18 protein-coding genes and 1 tRNA gene are annotated in these 21,591 nt (G+C 37.5%); 16 read left to right on the plus strand and 3 right to left on the minus strand.

The genetic code is table 11. The features are described from left to right. Both K6G87_RS01805 and K6G87_RS01810 read left to right on the plus strand, forming a co-directional pair. Window positions 1–265 (plus strand): winged helix-turn-helix domain-containing protein (locus K6G87_RS01805; RefSeq protein ID WP_296833088.1); only part of this gene is annotated, 265 nt, incomplete at its 5' end. Then, complete coding sequence (locus tag K6G87_RS01810; RefSeq protein WP_296833090.1) at window positions 262–1,593, plus strand: ATP-binding protein; 1,332 nt, start codon at window positions 262–264, stop codon at window positions 1,591–1,593. The genes K6G87_RS01805 and K6G87_RS01810, both read left to right, overlap by 4 nt. Window positions 1,594–1,598: 5 nt before the next feature. On the opposite strand, the gene K6G87_RS01815 is transcribed toward K6G87_RS01810, so the two are convergent. Then, the gene (locus K6G87_RS01815; RefSeq protein ID WP_296833092.1) at window positions 1,599–2,222 is read right to left on the minus strand and encodes an ECF transporter S component; all 624 of its coding nucleotides are present in this window, start codon (window positions 2,220–2,222) and stop codon (window positions 1,599–1,601) included. A gap of 180 nt (window positions 2,223–2,402) precedes the next feature. On the opposite strand from K6G87_RS01815, the gene K6G87_RS01820 reads away from it, so the two are divergent. From K6G87_RS01820 to carB, 4 genes are all read left to right on the plus strand, one after another. Then, window positions 2,403–3,335 carry a DUF1848 domain-containing protein gene (locus tag K6G87_RS01820; RefSeq protein ID WP_296833093.1) on the plus strand — a complete coding sequence of 311 codons (933 nt, stop codon included), beginning with the start codon at window positions 2,403–2,405 and terminating at the stop codon, window positions 3,333–3,335. A 27-nt stretch (window positions 3,336–3,362) separates the two neighbouring features. After that, window positions 3,363–3,827 carry an NUDIX hydrolase gene (locus tag K6G87_RS01825; protein WP_296833095.1) on the plus strand — a complete coding sequence of 155 codons (465 nt, stop codon included), beginning with the start codon at window positions 3,363–3,365 and terminating at the stop codon, window positions 3,825–3,827. Window positions 3,828–3,863: 36 nt separating this feature from the next. Next, window positions 3,864–4,409, plus strand: a complete 546-nt coding sequence (locus K6G87_RS01830; protein WP_296833097.1) for a M48 family metallopeptidase — start codon at window positions 3,864–3,866, stop codon at window positions 4,407–4,409. Window positions 4,410–4,601: 192 nt separating this feature from the next. Beyond that, on the plus strand, window positions 4,602–7,820 hold the full coding sequence (gene carB, locus K6G87_RS01835; protein WP_296833099.1) for a carbamoyl-phosphate synthase large subunit: 3,219 nt from the start codon (window positions 4,602–4,604) through the stop codon (window positions 7,818–7,820). A 52-nt stretch (window positions 7,821–7,872) separates the two neighbouring features. Here carB and trxA read toward each other — a convergent pair whose 3' ends face one another. Further along, window positions 7,873–8,190, minus strand: coding sequence for a thioredoxin (gene trxA, locus K6G87_RS01840; RefSeq protein WP_296833101.1), 318 nt, complete (start codon window positions 8,188–8,190; stop codon window positions 7,873–7,875). A 181-nt stretch (window positions 8,191–8,371) separates the two neighbouring features. Here trxA and K6G87_RS01845 point away from each other — a divergent pair, with 181 nt between their 5' ends. The 10 genes from K6G87_RS01845 (at window position 8,372) to K6G87_RS01890 (ending at window position 21,383) form a co-directional block, all read left to right on the plus strand. Next, window positions 8,372–9,469, plus strand: a complete 1,098-nt coding sequence (locus K6G87_RS01845; protein ID WP_296833103.1) for a bifunctional glycosyltransferase family 2/GtrA family protein — start codon at window positions 8,372–8,374, stop codon at window positions 9,467–9,469. A gap of 15 nt (window positions 9,470–9,484) precedes the next feature. Beyond that, window positions 9,485–11,362 carry a hypothetical protein gene (locus tag K6G87_RS01850; protein WP_296833105.1) on the plus strand — a complete coding sequence of 626 codons (1,878 nt, stop codon included), beginning with the start codon at window positions 9,485–9,487 and terminating at the stop codon, window positions 11,360–11,362. Between the two features lie 108 nt (window positions 11,363–11,470). Continuing rightward, the gene (locus K6G87_RS01855; protein ID WP_296833107.1) at window positions 11,471–12,952 is read left to right on the plus strand and encodes a response regulator; all 1,482 of its coding nucleotides are present in this window, start codon (window positions 11,471–11,473) and stop codon (window positions 12,950–12,952) included. Beyond that, window positions 12,952–13,698, plus strand: a complete 747-nt coding sequence (locus K6G87_RS01860) for a heparan-alpha-glucosaminide N-acetyltransferase domain-containing protein (RefSeq protein ID WP_296833108.1) — start codon at window positions 12,952–12,954, stop codon at window positions 13,696–13,698. Before K6G87_RS01855 ends, K6G87_RS01860 begins: the two co-directional genes overlap by 1 nt. Before the next feature lie 66 nt (window positions 13,699–13,764). Further along, the gene (locus tag K6G87_RS01865) at window positions 13,765–15,570 is read left to right on the plus strand and encodes an ABC transporter ATP-binding protein (protein WP_296833110.1); all 1,806 of its coding nucleotides are present in this window, start codon (window positions 13,765–13,767) and stop codon (window positions 15,568–15,570) included. A 3-nt stretch (window positions 15,571–15,573) separates the two neighbouring features. Further along, window positions 15,574–17,394, plus strand: coding sequence for an ABC transporter ATP-binding protein (locus K6G87_RS01870; protein WP_296833112.1), 1,821 nt, complete (start codon window positions 15,574–15,576; stop codon window positions 17,392–17,394). A 199-nt stretch (window positions 17,395–17,593) separates the two neighbouring features. Continuing rightward, on the plus strand, window positions 17,594–18,553 hold the full coding sequence (locus K6G87_RS01875) for a phospho-N-acetylmuramoyl-pentapeptide-transferase (protein WP_296833113.1): 960 nt from the start codon (window positions 17,594–17,596) through the stop codon (window positions 18,551–18,553). A 63-nt stretch (window positions 18,554–18,616) separates the two neighbouring features. Further along, window positions 18,617–19,339, plus strand: a complete 723-nt coding sequence (locus tag K6G87_RS01880; protein WP_296833115.1) for a histidine phosphatase family protein — start codon at window positions 18,617–18,619, stop codon at window positions 19,337–19,339. A gap of 197 nt (window positions 19,340–19,536) precedes the next feature. Next, the gene (locus tag K6G87_RS01885) at window positions 19,537–19,698 is read left to right on the plus strand and encodes a hypothetical protein (protein WP_296833117.1); all 162 of its coding nucleotides are present in this window, start codon (window positions 19,537–19,539) and stop codon (window positions 19,696–19,698) included. Window positions 19,699–19,874: 176 nt separating this feature from the next. Further along, window positions 19,875–21,383, plus strand: coding sequence for an alanine/glycine:cation symporter family protein (locus K6G87_RS01890; RefSeq protein ID WP_296833119.1), 1,509 nt, complete (start codon window positions 19,875–19,877; stop codon window positions 21,381–21,383). A 57-nt stretch (window positions 21,384–21,440) separates the two neighbouring features. Here K6G87_RS01890 and K6G87_RS01895 read toward each other — a convergent pair. Continuing rightward, window positions 21,441–21,526 (minus strand) — tRNA-Ser (locus tag K6G87_RS01895). Window positions 21,527–21,591: the final 65 nt, after the last annotated feature.

Here is a 21,591-nt window from a genome sequence, read left to right on the forward strand (position 1 = left end):
TACAGTTAATACAGAGGGCAGAAATATTATCCTTACCTTAAAAGAATATGAGCTCCTTAGATATCTGATGATAAATGAAGACATCGTACTGGGAAGAGAAACAATAATGCAGTATGTATGGGGCTCTGACTTTGAAGGCGAGAGCAGGACAGTAGACATGCACATTAAAACCCTCAGACAAAAGCTGGGAGATAGCGGAAGACAGATACGTACAGTCAGAGGCGTAGGTTATTCCATCGGAAAAGAATGTGGTGATGATACATGAAGCAGAAAATAAATATAAGACTTAGTCTCATAGCTCTGGTGGCAATTTTAATCACAACAATCGGAATTACCTTTGTTTACTATAGCATGTTTCAAAGGCAGGTAAGAGATGACCTTAAGCAAAATGCCAGGCTTCTTGTAGAGACAGATGTATTCCAGAAGGCTTATACAGAAGGAAAAGAAAATGCGGATAGCCTGGAACACTTGTCATCCGGCAATCTGAGAATCACCTGGATTGATGAAGACGGAACGGTTTTATTTGACAATGACACAGATATCACAGGCCTTTCAAACCACATAGACCGACCGGAAATACAGGAAGCCTTTGAAACAGGAGAAGGTGATAGCATCAGACGGTCAGATACCATGAATATGAACACCTTTTATTATGCTCTTTTGCTGGAAAACGGCACTGTTCTTAGAGTTTCAACTCAGGCAAGGACAATTACCAATGTTCTTATTACAGCTCTTCCGGTAATAATAGGGATAGTCGTAGTAACACTTATAGGATGTGTACTTATAGGACACCTCTTAACCAGGCAGCTGATGAAGCCCCTGGAACTCATGGCTGAAAATCTTGATGATGTTGGAACACCTGCCTATAAAGAGCTGGAGCCCTTTGCCGATAAAATCAGAAGTCAGCATGAAAATATACTGGCAGCAGCTAAAAGCAGACAGGATTTTACAGCAAATGTATCCCACGAACTTAAGACCCCAATTACGGCAATATCAGGATACGCAGAGCTTATTGAGAACAATATGGTGGATGAAGAAAATCAGGTTCACGTAGCACAGCAGATAAGACATAATGCTGACAGACTTCTATCTATCGTAAACGATACTATACAGCTCTCTGAGCTTGACCATTTTGAAATAAAAAGAAGCTTTGAAACAGTGGATTTATTTGCTGTAGCCAAAGAATGTGTTAATGATCTAAAGCCACAGGCAGATAAAAAACAAATTATAATTAAGTGCAGCGGCACATCAGCTGGAATAAATGCAGATAGAGCGCTGATAAGAGAGATGATTGATAATCTCCTTCAAAATGCCATCAGATATAATAAAGAAAAAGGAAAAGTTGAAGTTGAGGTTTCTATAAAAAACAGCCATCCGGAACTGACAGTGGAAGATACCGGAATTGGCATACCTGCAGATCAGCTTGACAGAGTTTTTGAGAGATTTTACAGAGTAGATAAAAGCCGATCAAGAGAAACCGGCGGAACAGGTCTTGGACTTGCCATAGTAAAGCATATAGTTGAGCTCCATTCCGGAGAAATAAAAATAACCAGTACCATAGGTGAAGGTACCCGGGTACTGGTTCGTTTTTAAAAGTATTAAGCTACCTTTTTTTCAAGGGTAGCTTTATTATTTATCTCACCTAAAAGCCCTGATCTAAAGAGTACAGGACGAAGTGCCAGATAAGCGATAACACCGATAACGGAATTTATAACTGCATTTATTATTGTTGCATAAGTAGTAATAGCAATAAGTGCGTTAATAGCAGATGCGGCCTTCTCGGCATTTGGAGTAAGAAGTGTATACCAGACATATTTAAGAGCAGGTTCAAATACACAGTTAAAACCAAGACCTGCGATAGCTGAAATAACAGCCCATCTTACGATATAAGCTTTAGTATGATTGTGTGATATATTTGCAATTCTGTCAGCAATATGTCCTACTACAAGTCCAATCACAAGCTTGCAGATAAATGTACGTGGAGCCGACTGAACATAGCCGCCAAGTATATCGGCAAGAGAAAGTCCTATTGCTCCGGCAATTCCACCATAAGGACCACCTAAAAGAAGTGCTCCAAGGACAACAAAAGCATTTCCTATATGAACCTTTGTACCTGTAGCGCTGATGGCAGGAAAAACTGCATAGCCTACATAGCAAAGAGCTGCCATAATTCCTGCATAAGCCATTTTTCTTAAAGCCTGATCTCTGTTAGCTGTTTTCATAATATAATCTCCCTTTATTTATAAGAATATTGTTTTTACTTAATAAGAAAAGAATTGATTCTTTTCATCAGAAGGTAATATATCACCAGAGTGATATTGTTAAAATTACCAGAATCGTATAATTTTATAATACCAGTTTTAAACATTGCCACTGAATTAACTTAAAGGTAAAATAAAGAAATGATTATAAATACAGGTCAAAGAACAGACATTCCGGCATTTTATTCGGAATGGTTTGCCAACAGAATAAAAGAAGGCTTTGTTTGTGTAAGAAATCCCTTTAATCCGCAACAGGTCAGTAAATACATATTGGACCCCGGGATTGTTGATGCAATAGGTTTTTGCACCAAAAATCCAGCTCCAATGTTTAAGTACATGGATCTTATAAAAGATTTCGGGCAATACTGGTATGTGACAATCACACCCTATGGTAGAGATATAGAGCCAAACGTGCCTGATAAACACAGGATACTTGAGGATTTCAGAAAACTATCCGATATAGTAGGAGTAAACTCCATTGGATGGAGGTACGATCCCATATTTGTTTCAGACAGATATAATATTGAATATCACCTAAAGGCCTTTGAGCAAATGGCAGAGGCTCTTAAAGGTTATACCGAAACAGTAGTCATAAGCTTTATAGATTTATATCAAAAGGTACGGCGTAATTTTCCTGATGTGAAGGAAGTAAGCCGTGAAGATCAGATTTTTCTTGGCAAAAAAATAATAGAAATTGCAGGAAGCTGCAATATGACTGTAAAACCTTGTGCTGAAGGAACTTTCCTTGAAGAGTACGGTGCTGACTGTTCAGGGTGCATGACTATAGCTATGTATGAAAAGGCTATAGGCAGGCATTTAAACGTACCAAAGAAAAAGCCGAGCAGAGATAAGTGCAATTGTTATCTGTCCGGGGATATTGGAGCTTATGACAGTTGTATGCATCTTTGCAGATACTGCTATGCCAATAATGATATTGAAAAGGTCCTCCAAAATAATAAAAATCACGATCCCGCTTCTCCGTTTCTTATAGGTGGATACATGGAAGACGATATAATTCATGAAGTAAGGGAAAAGTCCTGGGCAGACGATCAGCTGTCCTTGTTTGATTTGTGATTTTACTAAAAATAAGGAAGTGAGCAAATGCTTAATACAACTTTGTGCTATATAGAAAAAGACGGAAAATATCTTATGCTTCATCGTACCAAGAAAAAGAATGATCTAAATCAGGATAAATGGATCGGGGTAGGTGGAAAGTTCGAAAAGGATGAAACTCCCGAGGAGTGCCTTATAAGAGAGGTTTATGAAGAAACGGGGCTCACACTGACAAGATTTAAGCTTAGAAGTGTTGTAACTTTTATTTCAGATAAATGGGAAACAGAATACATGTATCTTTTTACAGCTACAGAGTTTGAAGGAGAGTTAAAGGACTGCAACGAAGGCGAGCTTGTATGGGTGGATAAGGAAAATGTTCCGGATTTACCTACCTGGGAAGGTGATCATTATTTTCTTGATCTTATAGCAAAGGATACGCCTTATTTTTCTTTAAAGGTAAGATATGAAGGCGAAAAGCTTGCAGAGCATAAGCTGATAATCTACGACAATTAAAAAACATCTGTTTACACATAGGAAATTTAATATTAAATGACATATAACATAAATATAATTCGTTCTAACAGAAAAACTTTATCCCTGGAAATAAAAAATGCAGGAGAATTAATAGTAAGAGCTCCAAGCAGACTTTCAGAAAAGAGAATATATAAATTTATTGCAGAAAAAGAAGACTGGATACAAAAACATCTTCAAATTGCAGCTCTAAGACAGGAATCGGAAGAAAACAGTGAAAATCTTTCAGAGTGGGATATTAAAGTTCTTACCAAAGAAGCTCAGAGAGTGATCCCCATATTAACCAGGCAATATGCCGGGAAGATGAATGTAACCTATGGAAAGATCACCATAAGACATCAGAAAACCCGTTGGGGAAGCTGCAGCAGTACAGGAAATCTAAGCTTTAACTGTATGCTCATGAAGACACCAAGACCAATTCAGGAATATGTAGTTGTACATGAATTGGCTCACAGGGTAGAAATGAATCATTCCGAAAGGTTCTGGAAGGTTGTTGAAAAATACATGCCTGACTACAGAGAACGCAGGAAATGGCTTAAAGAAAATGGTAGCCATCTGATTTAAGAAGTTGTAATACGTAAAGAAACAAACTAAAAATGTAAGGTCAAAGATTGAAAATAAGTTAACAATCTTTGACCTTTTTTAATAAAACAGATTAAAAAATATCAAGAAAAAAGATAATTTGTTCATAATGTTTTTTAGATTTATCTGATATAATTCATGTGATTGTTTTTAGTATAAAAAAGGAGATGAACTATGCCACAAAGAACAGATATCCAAAAGGTACTTATTATTGGCTCAGGACCTATTATCATTGGTCAGGCATGCGAGTTTGATTATTCCGGAACTCAGGCATGTAAGGCTCTTAGAAGTCTTGGCTATAAGATTGTACTTGTTAATTCAAACCCTGCAACTATTATGACAGATCCTGAAATGGCAGATGTGACTTATATCGAACCTCTTAATGTTAAGAGACTTGAGCAGATCATTGCCAAGGAAAGACCGGATGCACTTCTTCCAAACCTTGGAGGACAGTCAGGTCTTAATCTTTGTTCAGAGCTTTACAAAGCCGGTGTACTTGATAAATACAACGTTAAAGTAATCGGTGTACAGGTGGATGCTATTGAACGAGGCGAGGACAGAATTGAGTTCAAAAAGACTATGGACAGCCTCGGAATAGAAATGGCAAGAAGTGAAGTTTCTTATAGTGTGGATGAAGCTCTTGCAATTGCAGATAAACTTGGATATCCGGTGGTACTTCGTCCTGCATATACAATGGGCGGCGCCGGAGGCGGTCTTGTTTATAATAAAGAAGAGCTTCAGACAGTATGCGCTCGTGGTCTTCAGGCTTCCCTGGTACATCAGGTTCTTGTTGAAGAGTGCGTAACAGGCTGGGAAGAACTTGAGCTTGAAGTAGTAAGAGATAAAGATAATAACATGATTACCGTATGCTTCATTGAAAATGTTGATCCTATGGGAGTTCATACCGGTGATTCATTCTGTACAGCACCTATGCTTACTATTTCTGAAGATGTACAAAAAAGACTTCAGGAGCAGGCTTACAAAATTGTAGAACATATTGGCGTTATCGGTGGCACTAACGTACAGTTTGCTCATGATCCAAAATCTGACAGAATTATAGTTATAGAAATAAATCCAAGAACATCCCGTTCATCAGCCCTTGCATCAAAAGCTACAGGATTCCCTATAGCTCTTGTTTCGGCAAAACTTGCAACAGGTCTTACCCTGGCAGATATCCCTTGCGGCAAGTACGGTACTCTGGATAAATATAAGCCTGATGGAGACTATGTCGTAGTTAAGTTTGCAAGATGGGCCTTTGAAAAGTTCAAAGGTGTGGAAGACAAGCTTGGTACTCAGATGCGTGCTGTCGGCGAAGTAATGAGTATTGGTAAAAACTATAAAGAAGCATTCCAAAAAGCAATCCGTTCTCTGGAAAAGGGTCGTTACGGTCTGGGCTTTGTTAAGAACTTTAACGAATTATCCAAAGAAGAGCTTTTGAAAATGCTTATAACACCTTCAAGCGAGCGTCATTTCATAATGTACGAAGCAATTCGTAAAGGTGCAACTGTAGATGAAATACATGAGCTTACTCATGTTAAGAAGTACTTTATCGAGCAGATGAAGGAACTGGTGGAGGAGGAAGAAGTTCTTCTTAAAAAGAAGGGATCCCTTCCGACAGATAAACAGCTTATTCAGGCCAAAAAAGATGGTTTCTCGGATAAATATTTAAGTGAAATACTGGCTATTCCTGAAGCTGACATCAGAAGCAGAAGAGAAACTATCGGTATGGAACAAAACTGGCAGGGAGTTCATGTAAGCGGAACCGAGAACAGTGCCTACTACTATTCAACATATAATGATCAGGACAAGAACCCTGTTTCCGATAATAAACAAAAGATTATGATTCTTGGCGGTGGTCCTAACAGAATCGGTCAGGGAATAGAGTTTGACTATTGTTGTGTACATGCTGCACAGTCTCTTAAAAAGCTTGGATTTGAAACAATTATTGTAAACTGTAACCCTGAAACAGTATCAACTGACTATGATACCTCTGATAAGCTTTATTTTGAACCTCTTACTTTGGAAGATGTTCTTAGCATATACAAGAAAGAAAAGCCTGTTGGTGTAATAGCACAGTTTGGTGGACAGACACCGCTTAACCTTGCAGCTGATCTGGAGAAAAACGGAGTTAAGATTTTAGGAACATCTCCTGCCGTAATAGATCTGGCTGAAGACAGAGATCTTTTTAGAAATATGATGGATAAGCTTGGTATTCCAATGCCTGAGTCAGGAATGGCAACTACAGTAGATGAAGCTCTTGCCATAGCAGGTAAGATTGGCTATCCTGTCATGGTTCGCCCGTCTTACGTTCTTGGCGGAAGAGGCATGGAAGTGGTCTATGATGATGAAAGCATGAAAGGATACATGGAGGCAGCAGTTGGTGTAACTCCGGACAGACCTATACTTATAGACAGATTCCTTCATCATGCCATGGAATGTGAGGCAGATGCCATAAGTGATGGCAATCATGCTTATGTACCTGCTGTTATGGAGCATATAGAGCTTGCAGGTATTCACTCAGGTGATAGTGCATGCATAATTCCATCAAAACATATTCCTGAGGATGCCCTTGAAACTATCAAGGACTATACCAGAAAGATTGCCGAAGAAATGCACGTAGTGGGACTTATGAACATGCAGTATGCTATTGAAGATGGCAAAGTCTTTGTGCTTGAGGCAAACCCAAGAGCATCCAGAACAGTGCCACTTGTATCAAAGGTATGCGGAATCAGTATGGTACCTATTGCTACAGACATTATTACTTCTGAGCTTACAGGAAGACCTTCACCGGTAGAATCCTTTGGAAACAGAAATATTCCTTATTATGGTGTAAAAGAAGCTGTGTTCCCATTTAATATGTTCCAGGAAGTAGATCCTGTACTTGGACCTGAGATGCGCTCAACAGGAGAAGTACTTGGAATGGCAAGTACAACAGGAGAAGCTTTCTTTAAAGCAGAAGAGGGTGCACAGGCTACACTTCCTACCAAGGGAAATGTTCTTATATCTGTAAACAGACAGGATAAACCTGAAGTTGTGGAAGTGGCACAGCTTTTTGATAAGGCCGGATTCAAAATCTATGCTACAGGAACTACCTGTGAAATTATAAATGAAGCGGGAATAAAGGCAGAGAAAGTGAATAAATTATATGAAGGAAGACCAAATATCCTTGATATGATGACCAATGGTGATCTTCAGCTTGTTGTAAATTCACCTGTAGGAAAAGACAGTATTCATGATGACAGCTATCTTAGAAAATCTGCTATTAAATATAAGATTCCTTATATAACAACAATGGCAGCAGCAAAGGCAGCAGCCGAGGGAATTGCTTATGTAAATGAACATCCTGATGGAGAACTTAAATCTCTTCAGGAATGGCACAGTCTTATAAAGTAATAAAAAAGGCAAAGCGTTTTATGCGCTTTGCCTTTAAAATTAACCTTATTTATCAGAGAAGTGCATTGATCTTAGCTTCCATTGCAGCCTTACTTGATGCACCAACTACCTCATCAACAATCTTGCCATTCTTGAAGAACTTGAAGTTAGGTATAGACATTACACCGTATTTAGCAGCTAAATCGCCGTTATCATCTGCATTGATCTTACCAACCTTAATCTTGCCATCGAATTCTTCAGCCAGCTGATCAACTACAGGCATCATCATTTTACAAGGTCCGCACCAATCTGCGTAAAAATCTACAAGAACAGGTATATCGCTGTTTAAAACTTCTGCCTCAAAATTTGCTTCATTAAATGTATATTCCATAATAAAATCTCCTTTCGTCGTCAACAAATTATCAACTTTATAATTACATTTTACACAATTTAATCGCGTTGTCAATAGTTATTTTGAAAACTTTTATTTATTGTAGTTCTTTTATATGATACTATTTATGCATAATGCAAGTAAAATAATTATAAACTTATAGATTGATCAGGTAAATATATTGAGTAAATTACCCTTTACCAGTGCAGAGCAAAATAAATACAAAATAATAATTCCTGCCTACGAGCCCGATGAAAGGCTTTTAACATTCATAAAAGAATTAAAAAATACTCTTTCATCAGAGGTAATAATAATTGATGATGGTAGTGGACCGGAATATGAGTATATTTTTAAAACCCTTTCAAATGATTATGATTGCATAGTTTTAAAACATTATGTAAATATGGGAAAGGGAAGAGCTTTAAAGGATGCTTTTAACTATTGTTTAAATACATATCCGGATATGACAGGTTGTGTAACTGCTGATTCCGATGGACAGCATACACCCTTTGATATATTCAAATGTATGCAGGAGCTCTATAACAATCCAGACAGACTTATACTTGGATGCAGAGATTTTTCCACAGACGGGGTTCCAAATAAAAGTAAGTACGGTAACAGAATTACCACCTTTGTTGTTAAGCTCTTTTGCGGTATGAAGATATCTGATACCCAGACAGGTCTAAGGGCTATACCAAGAGCCTTTATGTCAAAGGTACTTACAACTCCCGGGGAACGTTTTGAATATGAAATGAATATGCTTATTGACTGCAAATATGAGTGTCCTATTAAGGAAGTTTCAATAGAAACCATATATGAATCCAAAGATAATCATCGGACTCATTTTGACCCTATAAGGGATTCCTACAGAATTTACAAGATATTTGGAAAGATGTTTTTGCATTATACAATATCTTCCTTATCTTCCTGTGTGGTTGACTTATTGTTTTTTTCCATGTTTTGCAGTGCATTTAAATCGTTAATACCGATATATTACGTTACTATTGCTACAGTGCTGGCAAGAATCATATCAGCAAGCTACAATTATCTTATAAATTATAAACTGGTATTTCACAGTAATGATGGATATGTCAAAACAGGAACAAAATATTTTACCCTTGCACTTGTTCAGATGACTCTAAGTGCCTTTTTGGTTACGGTACTTAATATTCTGATACCGGTGATTCCTGAAACCGGAATAAAGGTTGTGGTGGATGTTTGTCTGTTTTTCATAAGTTACTATGTTCAAAGAGAGTTTATTTTCAAAAAAATAAAATAATCACCGGAGATAAATATGTGGATATTATCCATTGCAGGGCTGCTTTTAGCAGCCTTTTTGTTAAAGAAAAAGTTTAATATTGAATTTTATCTGGCACTTCCTTTTGCCACAGCGCTTATGATAATGAGCATGTATGTAATGGCTTTTTTCTCAGCACTAAAGTATATAGACATTTTCGGACTTATAATCATAATTGCCTTTTGCATACATTACGCAAAAAGTAAGAAAACAGAAAAAGAATTACTAAGACAGGAACTTCTGGATTTTTGCAGGCAGCCACAGCTTGTGGGTGTACTGGTTGTATGTGTTTTAATGACACTTTTAACTCTGGGACAGTATGTTACATGGTGGGATGACTTAAACTTTTGGGCTACAGATGTTAAGGGGCTGTTCTTTACTGGTGGCTTTGCGGGAAAATATGGAAACGTGGCTCCGGAATTTGGCGATTATCCTCCGGCTCTGCAGCTTTTTAAATGGTGGTTTTTACATTTTTCACCTTCATATGTGGAGGGATTACAGTTTGCCGGCTATTACTGCATGAATTTTATTTTTCTCTTGCCTGTTATCAAAGACCTTAAGAGTAAAAATTATATTGTAAATATAATAGGTTGTGTAATTTTATCCCTTGTGCCGGGAATAGTTGATCAGTTTTGGGCCTACGGAACCTGTGCCGATGTTACTATGGGAATTATTTACGGTGCGGTTTTGGTTGAGATTTTTAGAAACAGAAAAGGGAAAGGGGATATTTATTTTCTAAGCATGTATATAGCCTCTCTTTTGTCCGTTCTGGTGCTTGTAAAGACTGTAGCCGTAGAATGGGCTCTTTTTGCAGTGATTTTTGGCTTTATAATGGGAGCCTTTTCTTTATATCCGTTAAAAAAGAATGCTGCAAAAGCCGGAATATCAATACTTTCTCTTATTTGCCCTATCCTTACGGAAGGAAGCTGGATGCTATTTTGTCTTATAAACAGAAGGGTTGCGAAGCTCACAAGTGCAGGCGTTAAAATGGCTGCAGGAGGTTCATATTCTCTTCCCGGGGATTATAAAGAACGAATAAGCGCATATTTGAATGGCTTTTGGAATTACTCAATGCATGGAAGCACAAAGGGACTGATCAATATATCATCAGGAGCTTTTCTTATAATTGTTGTTGTTTTCCTGATTATTTTTTGCTTCGCAAAATATATTGATTTGAAGGAAACTGTGAAAATTCTTATTTTTGCGCTTCTATCAGCCTTTGCTGCTTATGGGATAATTCTTATAGGGCATTTGACTATTTTTCAGACAGAAAATCAGTATCTTGAAGCAGATGTTATGGCCAAATCCATTGAAAGATACGGTGCTCCTTTTTCTCTGGGATTCATAATGCTCTTATTTGCCATTGCCTTGTCTGCGGAAATAAAGAAAAAAATGGTTGTTAATATTATTTTGGCTTTGGCAGTGCTTCTTACTGTGGATTATTCGGCGGTAATAAGTGCCTATGGTGGATATTACAGCAGGAAGGAACAGGCTCTTTCAGACAGAGAGAGTATGATAGGTGAAGTTGAAAGCACTTTTTTGTCCAAAATATCCGATAAAAGTGAATTATGGGGAGAAAGAGTACTTTTTATTCAGGATGCATCAGAGATACACTGGGTAAAAAATACCTATACCAATTTTTATGCCTCTCCCATTCCTGTAGTTTACTCAAGCTTGTATGCAGAGGATTTAAGCGGAGAAAATATTGAATATCTTATAAATACCATGCATGCATCTTATATTTATATTCAAAAAATGGATTGTAACGATGAATCGGTATTGAGTACCTTTATGTCTGAAGGAACGGAATTTGAATTTAACACGGTATACGAAGTTGTTACCGATAATGAAAAAACATATTTCAGAATAATTTAATATGTTTTTTCGCTACTCATATAGTATGATTATAGTAGGTATGTATTCGCATCATTTAAATAACAAAGCGTCAGGAGTCATGGTTTATTATTTGTAAGGAGTAATGGCATGAAATCATTAAGTGAAGACATTATTGGTGCAGTTCTAAAAAGATACAAACTTATTTATCAGGTAGATACGGATCTTGATAAGGCTTATCTTGTATATCTGGCAGAGGATGCCCTTGCATCGGATTATCCTTCCGAGTGTTCTTTTTCCGAGCTGGAAATCCTTTTAGGTGGAAGTAAATATGAAAAATTACCTTATGACAACGATGAGCATAAGTCCATGGAGCTTGTTTGCGTTATAAATGATTACAGAGCCGATCTGCAGAATGTTTTTACAATGGGAAATCGTAATTATAACGAATCGGATCATGTAATGTTTGTGTCTAAAATGTCCCACGATATTCGTACTCCTATGAATGCACTCCTTGGTTATGTTACTCTGGCAGGTACAAAGCTAAATCAGCCTGAAATTCTTGCAGGTTATTTAAATAAGATTATGGTTTCAGGAAAAAGAACCATACAGATAGTAAATGATGTTTTGGAATTTGTAAGACTCTCAAGTGGCAAGGTAGAGGTTGAAAACAAGACTCAGGATCTGGGTAAAATTGTTAATTATATTAAGTCTTGTATTGAACCTCAGGCAGATGAGAAATCCCAGACACTGGTAATAGAAGCTGATATCACAGATAGCAGCATTATTTGTGATGGAGGACGGGTAAATCAGATAATGATGTGTCTTTTGTCAAATGCCATAAAATATACCCAGCCTGACGGAGAGATAGTTTTTAAAATCTTTCAGAAAAAAGAAACCTCTCTTGGCAAGGTAAGATATGAATTTATAATTCAGGACAACGGCTATGGAATGAGTGAAGAATTTCAGGAGTATATGTTTGAGCCATTCCATAGAGAGCATAATACAGTAGTTAACTCCATAGAAGGTATCGGACTTGGTCTTTCCATTGCAAGGGCAGCTGTTGAACTTTTAGACGGAACTATTGATGTATCCAGTACCATTGGTGAAGGTACCATGATAATTGTTACCCTGGATTTTGATAAAGGTGATAATGGCGATAATAATGCAATTATCGGCATGATGGAATATAAGGGATCAGGAGAAAAAGATATAAGATATGTAACGGATTCCCTCATGTCGGGAAAGCTTCTTGAAGGGAAACGGGTACTTGTAGCTGAAGATAATGAAATAAATCAGGACATCATATCGGAAATCTTACAGCAACTGGGTGCAATAGTTGAAGTATATTCCAACGGACAGGAAACTTATGAAGCTGTAAAGAGTAGCTATAGAGGACAGTTTGATGTTATACTGATGGATGTTCAGATGCCTGTGATGGACGGAAATGAAGCGACAAAGCGTATTAGAGAGCTTAGCGATGATTATATGTCACAGATTCCGATAATCGGAGTCAGTGCAAATGCATTTGCTGAGGACAGGCAGATGGCGGCAGATGTGGGCATGGATGGATATATTGCCAAACCTATAGATATTGCCGAACTCATTGGTACGCTACAGGGACTTATATAATGCCGGAAAAAGAATTACACAAAAAAAGAATAATCTGGCTTGATGAGCTTAGGGGATTAACTATTATCAGCATGGTTTTCTATCATGCCATGTGGGATATAGTTTTTCTCTATGGCCGTCAGGCTATGTGGTATAAAGGAACATTTGGATTTATATGGCAGCAAAGCATTTGCATTACATTTATTTTGATTTCAGGTTTTTGCTTTCAAATGGATAAACACCCTGTCAAACGTGGACTTTTAATATCTTTTTGGGGAATTGTGATATCTGTTGTAACTGCTATCGTAGAACCGTCAGCAATTATAATATTCGGAATTCTTACCTTTTACGGGGCATCAATACTGATAGTTACTCTTCTAAACAAGCTATTTTGCAAAATATCTTCATATACAGGCTTTATTATTTCATTATTTCTGTTTATAATTACGAGAGACCTTTCACAGGGCTGCCTTGGCTTTGCAGGTATCAGATTCCTTGAACTTCCGGATTATTTGTATAGTAATATCATTACAACCTTTTGGGGCTTCATGGAACCGGGGTTTTACTCATCGGATTATTTTCCGATTATTCCGTGGATATTTTTGTTTTTAACAGGATACTTTTTTTACGGAATATTTCAAAAAAGTCTGTTAAGGAATTTGGATTTTAAAAGGGGAACTTTTTTATCTGAACTTGGGAAACATTCATTAGTAATATATATTCTTCATCAGCCGTTACTATCATTGCTGTTTATGTTAATATACTGAATGTAATTGTTTAAGGCTTATAAGCATAATGCTTTATAAGCCAATATTTGTGTTAGAGGGAAATTTATGGAAAAAAAATTTAATACCAGATCTTCTATGATCTTCTTTTTCGTCAGGGGAAGTAAGCGCTATTTTATCATGGCGGTTATCTTTGCAGGACTTTGTGTCCTTCTTGATATGATCAATCCCAAAATAATTCAATACACAGTTGATACTGTGCTTAATGACAATGCTTCAAGTCTTCCGGCATTTTTGGAAAATATAGTCATGAATATAGGCGGAGTGGAGTATATAAAGAGTCATTTATATATTGTGGCACTTGCTGTTATTGTAGTTGCACTTCTTGCAGGTGTAAGCAGATATTTGTTCAGAACCTTAAATGCTAAAGGTGCAGAGACTCTGGTTAAGAGAATGAGAGATGTTTTATTTGATCAGATAATACATCTTCCTTTTGCATGGCATAACAAGAACCACACAGGAGATATTATCCAAAGATGTACATCTGATGTAGAGGTTATAAAGAACTTTTTATCTGAACAGCTTACAAATTTATTCAGGGTTGTAATTCTGATGGTTATGTCTTTATATTTCATGTTCAGAATAGATGTAAGACTAACTCTTATTTCAGCAGCTTTTTTCCCTGTAATAATTCTTTATTCCCTTTTCTTCCACAATAAAATTGCCAGTTCATTCATGGAAGTGGATGAAATGGAAGGGCAGGTATCTGCCATAGCACAGGAGAATCTTACAGGTGTAAGAGTTGTAAGAGCTTTTGGTCGTGAAAAATATGAAAAAGAACGTTTTGAAACCAAAAATGAAGAGTACATGAACACCTGGATTGGACTTATGAAGCTTTTATCAAGCTTCTGGGCTACCGGAGATCTTATATCAGGTTTGCAGGTAATGCTTATTGTTGTTATCGGAGGTTATTTCTGTGTTCGGGGTGAAATGACTGTTGGAGGATATATCGCCTTTGTATCATACAATTCAATGCTGACCTGGCCTGTTCGAATGCTTGGAAGAGTAATATCTGAAATGAGTAAGTCAGGTGTTTCCATAGACCGTATAAGATATATCATGAACAGCGAAATTGAAGTGGATAAAGAAAATGCTAAAGAGCCTGACATGGATAAGGACATTCATTTTGAGAACGTATCTTTTTCCTATGGAGAAGATTCCCCGGAAGTTCTTGATGACGTATCCTTTACTGTCAAAGCCGGAACCACAGTAGGTATCCTTGGGGGCACAGGATCAGGTAAATCCACGCTGATGTATCTTCTTGACAGATTGTATAATATTGAACCTGATTGCGGAGATATCAAGATAGGTTCTGTGAATATTGCAGATATAAAAATGGAGCATCTGAGAAAAAATATAGGAATGGTACTTCAGGAGCCTTATCTTTTCTCAAGCACACTTGCTGATAATATTGCAATCACAAGAGATAAGCTTGATATGAAGGATGTTCGTGAAGCCTCCAGAATAGCTATGCTTGATGAAGCCATAGAGAAGTTTTCAAAGGGTTATGAAACCTATGTAGGTGAAAGGGGAGTTACTCTTTCAGGAGGACAAAAGCAGAGAGCAGCTATAGCGCAGATGCTTATAAGGAAGCCAAAGATAATGGTATTTGATGATTCTTTATCTGCAGTTGATTCGGAAACTGATGCCAAGATTCGTGCTGCTCTTAATGAGAAGACAGAAAATACCACAGTTATTCTTATAGCCCATCGTATTACTACCCTTATGAAGGCTGATAATATCATCGTTATGGACCGTGGTCGTATAGTTGAAAGTGGAACTCACGAAGAGCTTCTTGCTGCCGGCGGTCAGTACAGTAAAATATATAAATTGCAAAAACCACAGGAGGCTTAAGTAATGGATAATAAAGATACAAATGTAAAGCTGCCCTGGTATGGTATTCCAAGACTTATACCTTATCTGAAAAAATATAAATATAAAATTATTGCCATGGTATTTATAGGCGCAATTGTAACAGCAATAGATGCTATCTATCCGCTTTTTAACAGGTATGTTCTTAACAAAGTGGTGGGCGAAAATGATACTACTACATTACCTTATGTTGCCATAGGCTATGTTGCTCTTTTGCTTTGCCAGGTTGTAATGAATTATTATTCAACCTTTATGTGCAGCAAAATGGAACTATGGGTAAACAGAGACTTAAGAAATGCCAGTTTTGGACATCTTCAGACACTGTCATTTTCATATTTCAATCAGAACAATGTTGGTTACATTCATGCCAGAGTAATGAGTGATACAGGAAAAATAGGCGAGCTTGTTTCCTGGAGAATGATGGATATTGTATGGAATGGTGTTTATATTCTCGGTGTCATAGTAGTTATGTTTGCAATCAACACAAGACTTGCGCTTTACATAATTGTTCTGGTACCAATAGCTGCAGTTATAATCATGCTTTTTCAAAAAAAACTTGTAGTACTTAACCGCGCAGTAAGAGAGCACAATTCCAAGATAACCGGTAACTTTAACGAGGGAATTACCGGTGTCAGATCAATAAAGACATTGGTTGCCGAAGAAAGGATGAAACGTAATTTTGAAGATGAAACATTTCAAATGAGGGTAACATCCATAAGATCGGCTCACGTACAAGCACTGTTTGCCGCCAGTGTAACTTTTTTGTCCGCTATGACACTTTCGCTGGTTTTATGGCAGGGAGGAAGTCTTACACAGCAAAAGCTTATGGAAATAGGTACTCTTTCCGTATTTATGTCCTATGCACTTGGTATTATGGACCCTATACAATCCATTATTAATACAATATCAGCACTTATTGCCATACAGGTAAACATAGAAAGATTTACAAGACTTATGTCCACAGAATCTGACGTTGCAGATTCCAAGGAAGTTATTGAAAAGTATGGTGATACCTTTAATGCAAAAAAGGAAAACTGGGAACCACTTCACGGTGATGTTGAATTTAAAGATGTATCCTTTATGTATCCCGATGGAGATGAGTATGTATTGGAAAACTTTAATCTAAAGGTGCCTCATGGTTTTAATGTTGCCATCGTAGGCGAGACGGGAGCAGGAAAATCCACCCTTGTTAATCTTGTTTGCAGATTTTTTGAACCTACAAAAGGAGAAGTGCTTATTGACGGCATTGATGCAAGAAAGCGCTCACAGCTTTGGCTTCACAGTAATATAGGATATGTCTTGCAGACACCACATCTTTTTTCCGGTACCGTAAGGGACAATTTAAGATATGGTAAGCCTGATGCTACCGATGAGGAGATAAATAAGGCACTCGCCCTTGTTTCTGCCGATAAAGTAGTAGCCAAAATGGATAAAGGCCTCGATAGTGATGTAGGAGAAGGAGGAAGCATGCTTTCTACAGGTGAAAGACAGCTTCTTTCCTTCGCAAGGGCTATTCTTGCAGATCCGCGTATTCTGGTGCTGGATGAAGCCACATCTTCAGTAGATACGGTAACAGAAAAGGTTATTCAGAGTGCCATAAAAACAGTTATTGAAGGAAGAACATCATTTATGATAGCCCACAGATTATCCACAGTAGTAGATGCGGATGTTATTCTTGCTGTCAGAGACGGTAAGATTGTGGAACAGGGAAATCATAAAGAGCTTATGGACAAAAAAGGCTATTATTATGAGCTCTTTAACAGACAATATGAGGAAATTGCCGTTGATCTTGCCACAGCGGAATAATTATTAAACGCTGCTATATACAGGAATTTAAATAGTGAAGGATAAATATTTTCGGAAATTTTAGATATTTATCAAGTTGATTTTTTATAATCGGGGTTTATACTATAAAACGGATAAAATATAGATAATAAATTATGTATCGCAATAGCAGATTATTTTTTACAACAGGATTTACCGGTACATGCGATTGGAGATTTTTATGTTAAGCATGTTTTTTGGAAACGACAATCAAATGGTTATGCTGTTTGGCGTAATCGCGGCTTTTTTTGCTACCTTTATACTTACGAATACTCTTAGAGTAAAGCTTCCTTCCGATCAGGGAAGAGCTTTTGCTGTAGATGGAGCAAAGTCGGCCGGAAAGCCAAGGGGCGCAGGAATAATTTTTGTTCTAGTATTTGCTGTTGTTACACTGCTTTTTGCAAATTTTAGTTTGGAACTGCTTATATACGTGGCTCTTACAGTTGTGGAGATGATAACAGGATATATGGATGATGCATCATCCAAACCCTGGGGTGAATATTTTAAAGGATTTCTGGATCTTGTTGTTGCAGTTATGGTGGCAATAACCTATGTACATTTCAACGGTACCGGAGTAACTATAGCATTGACCGGTTATACCTTTAGACTTCCTTTGGTAGTATTTGTGATTCTTGTTGTTATACTGGTATGGACTGCCATTAATGTTACCAACTGCTCTGACGGGGTGGATGGACTCTCAGCATCACTTGTTTCAGTAACTTTAATGAGTTTTTATATCGTGATGGAAAAGTCCGATTTTATATCCCACGATTTTAATTATGTCATTATTCTTTTTGTAATGTGCCTTGTGGCATACCTTTGGTTTAATGCAACCCCGTCCCTTCTTCTTATGGGAGATGCAGGATCAAGGGCTATGGGTATTTTCATAGCAATTACAGCGCTTAAAAGCGGAGCACCGTTTTTATATCTTTTACTGTCATTGGTTCTTATACTGGATGGCGGGCTTGGACTTTTAAAAGTAGCACTTTTAAGATTTTGCAAAATACATATTCTGAAAAATACCAGAACACCTCTTCACGATCATGTAAGAAAGAATATCGGATGGTCCAATACTCAGGTGGTATTCAGATTTGTGATTATTCAGATAGTTTTATCAGCGATAGTCATTTATCTTATTTGATTTTATCAGTAAAATTGTTTTGATCAGATGACAGTTATTAGCCGGATAATTTGGAGGACTTAAATGAGAATACTTATAATCAGACATGGCGAGCCGGATTACGAGCATGACTGCCTTACGGAAAAAGGTATACGTGAGGCTAAACTTTTGGCAGATAAGCTTGAAAAAGAAAAAATAGATTATTTTTATGTTTCACCTTTGGGAAGAGCCAGAGAAACAGCTGCACCTACACTTAAAAGGTTTGGTGTAAAAGAGGACATAAGAGACTGGCTTAAGGAATTTACCGTTCCTGTTGTAAGAGATGATGGAACACCCTACGGACTTCCATGGGATATAATGCCAAGGGAGTGGATGAGTCATCCTGAAAACTTTTCCATAGACAGATGGCAGCAAACCGCTCTTTCAAAGTCCGGAGATGTTGAGAAAGAATACAATTATGTGGCAGAGTCCTTTGATAATCTGTTAAAAGAGCATGGTTATGAAAGAGATGGAATGTATTATAAAGCTGTTAAAGCAAATCATGATACAATAGCTTTCTTTTGTCACTTTGGACTTGAAAGTGTTCTTCTAAGCCATATTTTAAACATGCCCGTTTTTGCTTTATGGCATGCAACCTGTGCACTTCCAACATCTGTAACAACTCTTTATACCGAGGAAAGACAAGAGCAAGTTGCAAGCTTTAGAATGACAAGCTTTGGAGATGTATCTCATCTTTATAACTTTGGAGAAGAGCCTTCATTTCATGCAAGATTTTGTGAATGTTTTGAGGATGATACAAGACATTAAACACCAAAATATAGTCGCTGCTGTATTTGATATACAGTGGCGATTTTTTACGTATTTTATGGGATTTTTGGCAAAAAATTCTTGTATTTGCCAGCTGATTATCATACTATATATTGTAGTAAAAAACAGATTTATCGTTTCTTGATAAATTTCTGCAGGTCATCTGAGACCAAATAACGGATATGGGGGTAATAGGTATGAATGAAAAAAGATTTGTTGAAAACCTGATTTCTACACTTGATGCTGCAACAGCACCTGGAATGAGAGAGGCTTACGTTTCAAAGGCAGGATCAGCAGAGCAGTATGATGCATTTATTGAAGAGCTTAAGCGAACAATTGATGCTGTAAATGTAGCTTAAAATTTAAAAATTTCATAGAGACATTGCATAAGTATGCATGTTTAGTTTAAAAATTCAAGAATACTGCATAAATATCTTGCATAATTGTATACAAATATGATAGTATTCTGCATAAAGAATGCAAAGGCGCACCTTTTTTATAAGGTGCGTTTTTTTTGGAAAAAAGGGAGGTATTTATGCTGGAAACGATTGCTAATATTAACAGTGCGGTGAATGGCTTTGTTTGGGGACTACCAATGCTTGTACTACTTGTAGGTACAGGTATATTAATGACTATACTGACAAAATGCTTTCAGCTGACACATTTTAAATATTGGATGAAGCATACACTTGGAGGCATATTTGGTAATAAAAAAATAACAGCCCATACTGCCAAGGAAGATCGTCAGATAAGCCAGTTCCAGAGCCTTTGTACAGCACTGGCTGCAACAATCGGAACCGGAAATATTGCGGGAGTGGCAGCAGCTCTTGCCACAGGCGGACCGGGTTCAATCTTCTGGATGTGGATAACAGCATTTTTCGGAATGATGACAAACTATTCTGAAAATGTCCTGGGTATTTTCTACAGAAGAAAAAATGAACATGGCGAGTGGTCAGGCGGAGCTATGTATTACTTAAGCGATGGCCTTGGAAGTAAGAAGAATTGTAAATACATTGGAAAAACTCTTGCAGTTTTATTTGCAGTTTTTTGTGTAATAGCTTCCTTTGGAATTGGTAATATGAGTCAGATAAATTCCATAGCAGTAAATATGAATTCTGTTTTTGGAGTACCTATGATTGTAACGGGTATCTGCCTTATGCTTATTGCAGGTCTTGTAGTGGTAGGCGGCATAAAGAGAATCGCAGCAGTTACTGAAAAGCTTGTACCATTTATGGCAATAGCCTATGTAGCCGGCGCGATACTAATTGTGATTTTTAATTATGATCAGATAGCACCGGCATTTGTAGCTATTATAAAAGGTGCCTTTGCCATGAAAGCCGTTGGAGGCGGAATTGTGGGCTCAGGTGTAAGATCGGCCGTTACCTGGGGAATGAAGAGAGGCGTTTTTTCAAATGAGGCAGGTCTTGGTTCATCCGTTATGGTTCACTCAGCTTCAAATGTAAAAGAGCCGGTACAGCAGGGAATGTGGGGTATATTCGAAGTATTTGCCGATACAATTGTTGTATGTACTCTTACAGCTCTTGCGGTTCTTACCAGCGGAGTTATGGATTTAAATACCGGAGAGATGATTTCACAGGCTGAAAAAACAGCTTTGGTATCAGAGTCCTTTGCTTCTGTATTTGGACCTGCAGGTGGAGCATTTATTGCCATCGCCATACTTCTTTTTGCCTTTTCGACAACACTTGGCTGGAGCATATACGGAACAAAGGCCTTTGAATACTTATTTGGAACAAAAGCCACCATCGGTTATAAAGTGATTTTTGTGGTATTTATAGCTATAGGAGCTACCATGAATCTTGAGCTTGCATGGGATTTGTCAGATACCTTTAACGGTCTTATGGCTATACCAAACCTTATAGGTGTTATTGCTCTTAGCGGAACAGTAAAGACTATAACTAAAAATTACATTGACAGAAAACTTAAGGGAAAAGATATAAAGCCAATGTACTCAGCATTTCCTGTGATTCAAAGTGAACAGGAAGAGCATGAGAAAATAGAAAGAAAACAGGAAAAAGTCGTTTGAAATAATAGGTAAATAAAAACAGTGGTAGTTGATTAACTGCCACTGTTTTTTTATAAGCGGAGACGAGGGGATTCGAACCCCTGTGCCCTTACGGACAAACGCATTTCGAGTGCGCCTCATTACGACCACTTTGATACGTCTCCAAATATATGACAGAATGCCACTTTACTACGCATTCCACTAATAAAAGGCGCTTGTACAGCGCCTT

Source organism: Butyrivibrio sp., assembly GCF_024699075.1.

What these genes read in the sequence shown, in the direction of transcription:
- K6G87_RS01810 (WP_296833090.1), top strand. Translation starts at nt 262, where the DNA reads ATGAAGCAGAAAATAAATATAAGACTTAGTCTCATAGCTCTGGTGGCA.
- K6G87_RS01815 (WP_296833092.1), bottom strand. Translation starts at nt 2,222, where the DNA reads ATGAAAACAGCTAACAGAGATCAGGCTTTAAGAAAAATGGCTTATGCA.
- K6G87_RS01820 (WP_296833093.1), top strand. Translation starts at nt 2,403, where the DNA reads ATGATTATAAATACAGGTCAAAGAACAGACATTCCGGCATTTTATTCG.
- K6G87_RS01825 (WP_296833095.1), top strand. Translation starts at nt 3,363, where the DNA reads ATGCTTAATACAACTTTGTGCTATATAGAAAAAGACGGAAAATATCTT.
- K6G87_RS01830 (WP_296833097.1), top strand. Translation starts at nt 3,864, where the DNA reads ATGACATATAACATAAATATAATTCGTTCTAACAGAAAAACTTTATCC.
- carB (WP_296833099.1), top strand. Translation starts at nt 4,602, where the DNA reads ATGCCACAAAGAACAGATATCCAAAAGGTACTTATTATTGGCTCAGGA.
- trxA (WP_296833101.1), bottom strand. Translation starts at nt 8,190, where the DNA reads ATGGAATATACATTTAATGAAGCAAATTTTGAGGCAGAAGTTTTAAAC.
- K6G87_RS01850 (WP_296833105.1), top strand. Translation starts at nt 9,485, where the DNA reads ATGTGGATATTATCCATTGCAGGGCTGCTTTTAGCAGCCTTTTTGTTA.
- K6G87_RS01855 (WP_296833107.1), top strand. Translation starts at nt 11,471, where the DNA reads ATGAAATCATTAAGTGAAGACATTATTGGTGCAGTTCTAAAAAGATAC.
- K6G87_RS01860 (WP_296833108.1), top strand. Translation starts at nt 12,952, where the DNA reads ATGCCGGAAAAAGAATTACACAAAAAAAGAATAATCTGGCTTGATGAG.
- K6G87_RS01865 (WP_296833110.1), top strand. Translation starts at nt 13,765, where the DNA reads ATGGAAAAAAAATTTAATACCAGATCTTCTATGATCTTCTTTTTCGTC.
- K6G87_RS01870 (WP_296833112.1), top strand. Translation starts at nt 15,574, where the DNA reads ATGGATAATAAAGATACAAATGTAAAGCTGCCCTGGTATGGTATTCCA.
- K6G87_RS01875 (WP_296833113.1), top strand. Translation starts at nt 17,594, where the DNA reads ATGTTAAGCATGTTTTTTGGAAACGACAATCAAATGGTTATGCTGTTT.
- K6G87_RS01880 (WP_296833115.1), top strand. Translation starts at nt 18,617, where the DNA reads ATGAGAATACTTATAATCAGACATGGCGAGCCGGATTACGAGCATGAC.
- K6G87_RS01885 (WP_296833117.1), top strand. Translation starts at nt 19,537, where the DNA reads ATGAATGAAAAAAGATTTGTTGAAAACCTGATTTCTACACTTGATGCT.
- K6G87_RS01890 (WP_296833119.1), top strand. Translation starts at nt 19,875, where the DNA reads ATGCTGGAAACGATTGCTAATATTAACAGTGCGGTGAATGGCTTTGTT.